Annotated in this window: 4 protein-coding genes and 1 pseudogene; all 5 read left to right on the plus strand. The window is 60.7% G+C overall.

Annotation, left to right across the window (positions count from 1 at the left end):
- Nucleotides 1-1,211 precede the first annotated feature (1,211 nt).
- A complete protein-coding gene (locus ACI38B_RS07455; protein WP_439730192.1) occupies nucleotides 1,212-2,915 on the plus strand; it encodes an FTR1 family iron permease in 1,704 nt (567 codons plus the stop codon).
- 94 nt (nucleotides 2,916-3,009) lie between these two features.
- A complete protein-coding gene (locus ACI38B_RS07460; RefSeq protein ID WP_339562464.1) occupies nucleotides 3,010-3,660 on the plus strand; it encodes an iron transporter in 651 nt (216 codons plus the stop codon).
- Between the two features lie 292 nt (nucleotides 3,661-3,952).
- Complete coding sequence (locus ACI38B_RS07465) at nucleotides 3,953-5,227, plus strand: Fe-S-containing protein (RefSeq protein WP_439730184.1); 1,275 nt, start codon at nucleotides 3,953-3,955, stop codon at nucleotides 5,225-5,227.
- Nucleotides 5,228-5,349: 122 nt separating this feature from the next.
- On the plus strand, nucleotides 5,350-6,684 hold the full coding sequence (locus tag ACI38B_RS07470) for an ABC transporter permease (RefSeq protein ID WP_439730185.1): 1,335 nt from the start codon (nucleotides 5,350-5,352) through the stop codon (nucleotides 6,682-6,684).
- A 70-nt stretch (nucleotides 6,685-6,754) separates the two neighbouring features.
- A pseudogene (locus tag ACI38B_RS07475) lies at nucleotides 6,755-7,353 on the plus strand (ABC transporter permease); the annotation flags it as partial.

Here is a 7,353-nt window from a genome sequence, read left to right on the forward strand (position 1 = left end):
GCCGGAGTTATCAGCCTGTGGTGCGACTGTGGTGTTGCACGGCGGGCTGGTAGGTCCGGTTCTCGGGCTGGTTGGCGGGATATCTGGCTGGTGTGCGATGCGCCAGTCGCATGGCGGACTGATGTTGCCGTCGTTGGGGTTGTCTGTCGGCGGTATCTGCCTGTGGTGCGACTGCCATGTTGCATGGTGGGTGGGTAAGTATGGCTTTAGGGTTTGGATGTATCGGTATCTGTCTGTCATGTGATTTGGTTGTCGCACCGCGGATGATTGCATCGACAGGATTGGCCAGATGGTTGACTCAGACCGTCATTGTGTGAGGATTGGCTCGCACGATGCCGGTTTGGTGGTGGGAATCGGCCTGTCTGTTGGTCTGGGGGCGTCACTGTGTGAGGATTCGCTCGCACGGTGGCGGTTTGGTGGTGGGAATCAGCTGATTGGCTGGTCTGGGGTGTCATTGTGTGAGGATTCGCTCACATAATGGCGGTTCGATGGTGGGAGTCGGCCTGTCTGTTGGTCTGGGGGCGTCACTGTGTGAGGATTCGCTCACGCAATGACGGGTTGGCTGGTTGGAATCAGTCGTCGGGCTGGTCGAGTGGATCGTTGTGTGAGGATTGGCTCGCACGGTGACGGTTTGATGGTGGGAATCAGCTGATTGGCTGGTCTGGGGGCGTCACTTTGTGAGGATCTGCTCGCACGGTGGTGGCTTGCGCAGGGGTGGGGATGATTTGATATTTCGTGTCCGCATGTTGGACTTCATCGCGACATACAACCGTCGTCAAAGCCCGCGACACGCCGATGATCGAGCCCATATCGGGGCCCAAATCGCCGCCTCCATACCTCAAAAGATTCAAAAAAACAAGACTGTTGCCTGAGGATTTTTTCTTTTACACTCAGGATTGTTCGCGGCCACAAGCCGCGGGATCCATTTCGACAAAACCCTTGAAAACACTGGCATAAGTGTACCTGGGGCAAGTGTATCTTCTGGCGGGTCGCCGGCTGCGGCGCCCGGCCATACCTGACAGCAACCGAGGTGCGGACGAATGCGGATGAACGGAACGGCACGAGACGGCAGGATTACCGGCGTTACCGGCTCCACCGGCGTCACCGGCATCACCGGCTCCACCGGCGTTACCGGCGTCACTGGCATCACCAGCATCACCGGTTCCACTGACTCCACCAGCTCCACCGGCATCACTAGAGCCACTGCCGCAATGCGCTCCATCGCGGCGGTATGCGTCATGGCCTTCGTCGTCGTTCTCGCTATGTTCGTCCCGTCAATCACGCCATCCCGTGCCGATGCCGCCGAAGTCACCTACACCACGTGGCAGCAGGTGGCCGACGCCATGGCAGATCAGCTGAACCAGGGCGAGCAGGCGTATGCGGCCGGCAATACGGCAGGCGCTTCGTCGGACTTCATGGCCGCCTACAACACCATCTATGTCGGCTCGAACTTCACCACGGTCGTCCATGACACGCTCGGCGCGGACAAGCAATCCAGCCACCAACAGCAATTCCAGTCCATCATCGACTTGTCATACACTGCCGGCAACGACACGCAGATCTCGCAGCAGATCACCGCGCTCGAAACCGATCTGAACGCAGCAGCCGTCACGCTGGATGCGACATCCGGCCTTGACAAGCCCAATGTCTACGCCCAAAAACTTGCCGCGCAAATCAAAGCGGACCGCAAGAAGCTCGATGCCGCCAAGAAAAAGAACAATGGCAAGGGCACGCGCACGTGGGGCGAGGTCGCCAAGGAAATGGGCGAGGTGCTTGACAAAGCCGTCGCTGCATACAAGACGGGCGACGGGGCCAAGGGCGCAAGCTACGTGAACGACGCCTACTACCAGTACTACGAGAAGCTCGGTTTCGAGAAAAACGTGATGAACGCGATCAGCGGCAGCCGCGTTTCCCAGGTCGAATACCAGTTCAAGGAAAGCCGCCAGGCGATGAACAACGGCGAGTCGTTCAAGCAGGCTCAGCAGTATGTCACCGATCTCAAGGCCATGCTCGTCGAAGATGCCGCCACACTCGATGGCGGCGCAGCCGGCAACATCAACCCGTTCACCAAATTCGTGACCAGCGCGTTCGGACAGGCCTTCATCATCCTGCTGCGCGAAGGCTTGGAAGCGATTCTCGTGGTGGCCGCGATCATCGCCTATCTCATCAAATCCGGCAACAAGCCGATGACCCGCTACATTTACATCGGCCTGGTCGCGGGCCTTGCGGCGAGCGGCGTGCTGGCTGCCGTATTCACCGCGCTGTTCGGCGGCTCCGGCCCCCAGCAGGAGATCACCGAAGGCGTGGTCGCGCTCGTGGCCATGCTCATGCTGCTGTACACGAGCAACTGGATGCTGTCGCGTTCCTCAACGCAAGCATGGAACGCCTACATCAAAGACAAGACGGTTGCGGCAGTATCCAAGGGCAGCCTGATATCGCTGGCGATGCTGAGTTTCCTTGCGGTGTTCCGTGAGGGCGCCGAAACGGTGATTTTCTACCAGGCGATCTTCTCGATGGTCTCCGGCGACACGTCCGGCATCTGGTGGGGAGCCGCCTGCGCCGCTGTGGTACTGGTGATCGTGTTCCTGCTGATTCGCTTCACTTCGGTGAACATGCCGATCAGGCCGTTCTTCCTCGTCACGAGCGTGCTTATGGCCATCCTTGTGGTGATTTTCGCTGGCGGTGGCGTGCACGCGCTCATCGAGGGCGATGCGATTAACGGCACCTACCTGCAGGGCGTGCCGACCAGCGACTGGCTTGGCCTGTACCCGTATGCCGAAACCATTGGCGCGCAAGCGATTGCGGCGATCGTGGTCATCGTGCTGATGGTCGTGGCGCTCATCAAAGACGCGAACACACGGCGCCGACTGGCCGAAAAGGCCGATACGCCCGAACAGGCTGTCGATAAATCGTGACGGTTGCGCGCGAAACGGCCTGCCCCAACTACCGCGGCCCGTTCGCCCGTCCATGAAACTTCCCCATCCACAACAACAAATCAGGAGAAATCACATGAAGAAGAACAAAGCGATTGCGCTCGCCGCGATCATGCTGTCCGGAGTCCTCGCGCTCGCTGGGTGTGGCAGCTCATCCGCATCCAGTTCGTCTGGCTCGTCCAGCGCGAAATCCTCCTCCAGCTCGTCCGCGTCCAGCTCGAGCTCCAGCTCCTCGGACAGCGCGGGCTTCGAGGAAGTCCCGGTCGGCCCGGACCAAGACCAGGAAGTCGGCCCGCTTATGGTCGGCGCGGTCTACTTCCAGCCGGTTGATATGGAGCCTTCCGGCATGGGGCTCAAGGCCGCCGACGCGAGCTTCCACCTCGAGGCGGATATCCACGCGAACAAGAAGGGCACCACGCTCGGCTACGGCAAGGGCGATTTCATTCCCGACCTGACCGTCAACTACAGCATTATCGACAAGTCGACCAACAAGTCCGTGCAATCCGGCACGTTCATGCAGATGAACGCGTCCGACGGCCCGCATTACGGCGCCAATATCAAGCTTGACCAGGCGGGATCGTACAAGCTCAAGCTGTCGATTGAATCGCCGGCGAAGAAGGGCTGGATGCTGCATGTCGACAAGGAAACCGGCGTCACCGGCAAATTCTGGACTGAACCGATCGAAGTCACGTTTGACAACTGGGATTACACGCCACGCCAGTGGTGAGGCGGTCTGCGCCGGCAGCCTGCCGCGGTTCATTGCCATCGCGACAGGTTGCATGTGCGACAGAAGCCAAACATGACTGGCACCATGCGTGACGCGATACGCCCTTCCCGCCGTCTCATCTAGCGGAATCAATGATGAGACGGCGAGGAAGGTTTTCGTGCGTTACCGCGTCCGCGCGATACGAGACGGCAACTGCGCGGCAAACCCTGCACAATGCAACACTGCACACGGCAAATCATCGAAAGCACAGCGGCAAGGCAACGCCGAAAGCGCCAAGACAGGAGAGGGATAGATGCTCAAACAATTCGTAACCGTGATGCCCGGCACCTTGCCGGTCGCGTTACTGGTGATGAGCCTGGGCGTGATGCTCGACGTCGGGGAGGGGCGCGACAAGCCCCTGAGCGCCACATGGCGACGCTGGGGTCTGCTAATCGGTCTGCTCGCTGCCATCGTTTTCGGTGCTTTGCGTGCAACATCGGTGATCAACCAGCGGTCGGCGGTGAATTTCCCCGTGCTTGTGGTCGCCATCATCGCCGATATCGCCACGATCGCCGCCGTGGCGAACTCCCGACAGCTGGTCGCAAGCGCGCACTGGCGGCAGCATGCTGGTCTGCTCAACGCGGCGAACGCCGTGGCAGCGTTGTGCATCGCGCTCGCCACGTTCTACGCGGTTCCTGACGTGATTTTGCAGCTCACCGTGTTCGTTGAACCCGGCGAATCGCCTTTCACATCGGAGATGTTGCTGCGGGCGCTTGGATTCCTGCTCGGCGTCGGCATGTCAGTTATCGTGGCGGCGATTTGCCGTTCCATGCGCTCGACTGCATATCGGCAGGCGTTCACTTTTGCTGCGCTCGCGGTGGTCGTGCTCGTGACCGTCCAGCACCTGACTGCGATTCTGCAGATTGCGCAAGGCGGCATGGTGATGCTGCATGGTGTCGCGTTCCGGGTTCTGGTGTGGCTGATCAATCACGGATCGTGGATTGTCCAGGCGCAGGCGTGGGTGTTTGCCGTTCCGGCCATCGCCTCGATTGTGGCGGGTATGCGTATGCCGTTGCAGGGCGTGGATGCTGCGGAAAGCCGTAAACACCGGGCGTTTCGGCGTAAAGCGGTCGGCGCTGCGGTATGGAGTCTGATTGCCATGATCGGTGTGAGCCTTACGTTGACCGTCGGTGTCGCCGCCACTCGGCAGACCGTCACACTGTCCCCGCCGGAAAGCTACTCGCTCAAAGACGGCGTGGCGACAATCACCTTCGCACAGGTATCCGACGGGCATCTGCACCGCTTCCAATACAAGGCAAAGGACGGCACGGTGATGCGGTTCATCATCATCAAGAAAAACGGCGGCGCATACGGCATCGGCCTTGATGCATGCGAGAACTGCGGCGATGCCGGGTACTACGAAAAAGACGGCAAAATCATCTGCAAGAAATGCGATGTGGCCATCAATCTCGCCACCATCGGTTTCAAGGGCGGCTGTAATCCGGTGCCTCTGCCGTACAAGGCGGGCGGCGGGAAAATCACCATCCAGACCGCTGACCTCGACGCGCTCAGCGCCCACTTCCAGTAAGCGTCGAGACATGCTCCGCTTCAAACGATTCGGGCCAGGCGTTGTTGCCATGCAACCCGTATCAAGCGTTCGGTATCAGACATTCCGTATCAAGCGTTCCGTATCAAGCACAGGGAGGTTCCATGTTCTTTGCGAGAATGGTAGCCCGCTCCTTCAGCCGGCAGCTGCGCAAACGGCTGCTCATCGCGCTGACCGTAGGCCTGTCAGCCGCGGTATCGGTAGCCATGCTCGGCGTGGTGTTTGACGTTGGCGATAAGCTCACCGCTGAACTGACCACATACGGGTCGAATATCATCGTGCAGCCCAAGGCGAACGCCGTCGTCTCCGACCTGTACACCACGGGGAGCGGCACTGGCTCGACCGGTACGGCGGGCAGCGGAAGCGGTAACGGCGGCGCGGCCACCAGCCAGGACCCGACCGCGTTTCTCAAGGAATCCGACGCGAAAAACATCAAAACGATCTTCTGGGCGTACAACATTACGAATTTTGCGCCCGAACTGACCATTCACGCCAGCGTGGACGGCACCGACGTACCACTCGTCGGCACATGGTTCAATAAAACCCTGCACCTCGCCTCGGGCGAGACCACGGTCGTCGGCGTTGAAGGCGGCATGCGCTCATGGTGGAAAACGAGCGGCAGATGGCCCAAAGACGGTGCGGCAGAAGGCATGATCGGTTCCAAAGCGGCCGCCGCGCTCGGCGTACACACCGGCGACCGCATCACCCTGAGCAAATCCGGGCGTACGCAGACCATCACCATCGTCGGGCAATACACCTCCGGCGACGGTGACGACGAAGCCATCTACATGCCGACCGCCGTGACCCAGGCACTCGCCGGGCTGACCGACAGCGTGAACAAGATCGAAGTGAAGGCGCTCACCACGCCCGACAATGATCTTGCCCGCAAAGCCGCGAAAAATCCGGCGGCGCTCAGCCAGGACGAGTGGGAGACGTGGTATTGCACCGCGTATCCGAGCTCGATCGCCTACCAGATCGAGGAAGTGCTGCCCGGCGCGGTCGCCAAGCAGGTGCGGCAGGTCGCCGCGCTGCAAGGCAACGTGCTCAACAAGACCCAGGCGGTGATGATGCTTATGACCGCGCTCACCCTGGTCGCCGCGGCAGTGGCGGTTGCGAACCTGATGGCCGCCTCGATAACCGAACGTTCCGGCGAACTGGCGTTGCTGAAAGCCATTGGCGCGACTGACGGCCGGGTGTCGCGGCTTATGCTCGCAGAAACCGCGTCCGTCTCGCTGGCGGGCGCGCTGGTCGGGGGTGTTGTCGGTTCGGGGCTCGCGCAAGTCATCGGGCACGTGGTGTTCGGCTCGGGCATCACCATGCGCCCGATGGTCTACCTGCTGGTGTTCGTGCTTCTTGCGGTCGTCGTGTGCGTTGCCGCGTTGTCATCCATCCGCTCCATTTTGAGTGTCCATCCGGCGGAGGTGCTGCATGGCCGGTAAATCAAGCGATCTGAGCGAATCCAAATCAATGCGTCAACAGGAATCAACAATGTCAACAAAAGCACACACCATGACCAATACGAGGATGTTTCTCGTGATGCTGTGGGGCGCGATATTCCGCCGCCGCGGCAGGGCAATCATGGCGGTCGTGGCATCTTTGGTGGGGGCGGCGACGCTGTTCTGCCTTGCGGCAACCTGCATCGCCGTACCGCAGCAGATGAACGAGGAAATGCGCTCATACGGCGCGAACCTGATTGTCACGCCAATCGAAAGCGGCAGCGGGAAAAGCGGGATCGACGCGGCGATGGTCAAGCATACGACCGACATGGTGCAGGCCAAGGGGTCAGCGACCTATGCGACCTACCGGTATGAAAACGTTCGCGTGAATGCGGCGCCATACGTGCTGGCCGGCGTGCACCCGGCGCAGGTGAAGGCCCTCAACCACCACTGGAGTGTGGAAGGGGCGTGGCCGAGCGCCGGCAACGTGATGGTCGGGCGTGATGTCGCCGACGCGATGGGGCTTGCTGTCGGCTCACGGATCACGATTGGGTATCGGGCGGCGGATAATGCTGCGGGTACTGGTGGTGCTGCGTCTGGCGCTTCTACGGTGGGGGCTTCTGCGTCTGGCGCGTCTGTTGCCGGCTCTTCCGCGGCGGGTTCTTCCGCGAC

The organism is Bifidobacterium sp. (assembly GCF_051876855.1).
Taxonomy (GTDB): domain Bacteria; phylum Actinomycetota; class Actinomycetes; order Actinomycetales; family Bifidobacteriaceae; genus Bifidobacterium.

What these genes read in the sequence shown, in the direction of transcription:
- ACI38B_RS07465 (WP_439730184.1), top strand. Translation starts at nt 3,953, where the DNA reads ATGCTCAAACAATTCGTAACCGTGATGCCCGGCACCTTGCCGGTCGCG.
- ACI38B_RS07460 (WP_339562464.1), top strand. Translation starts at nt 3,010, where the DNA reads ATGAAGAAGAACAAAGCGATTGCGCTCGCCGCGATCATGCTGTCCGGA.
- ACI38B_RS07470 (WP_439730185.1), top strand. Translation starts at nt 5,350, where the DNA reads ATGTTCTTTGCGAGAATGGTAGCCCGCTCCTTCAGCCGGCAGCTGCGC.
- ACI38B_RS07455 (WP_439730192.1), top strand. Translation starts at nt 1,212, where the DNA reads ATGCGCTCCATCGCGGCGGTATGCGTCATGGCCTTCGTCGTCGTTCTC.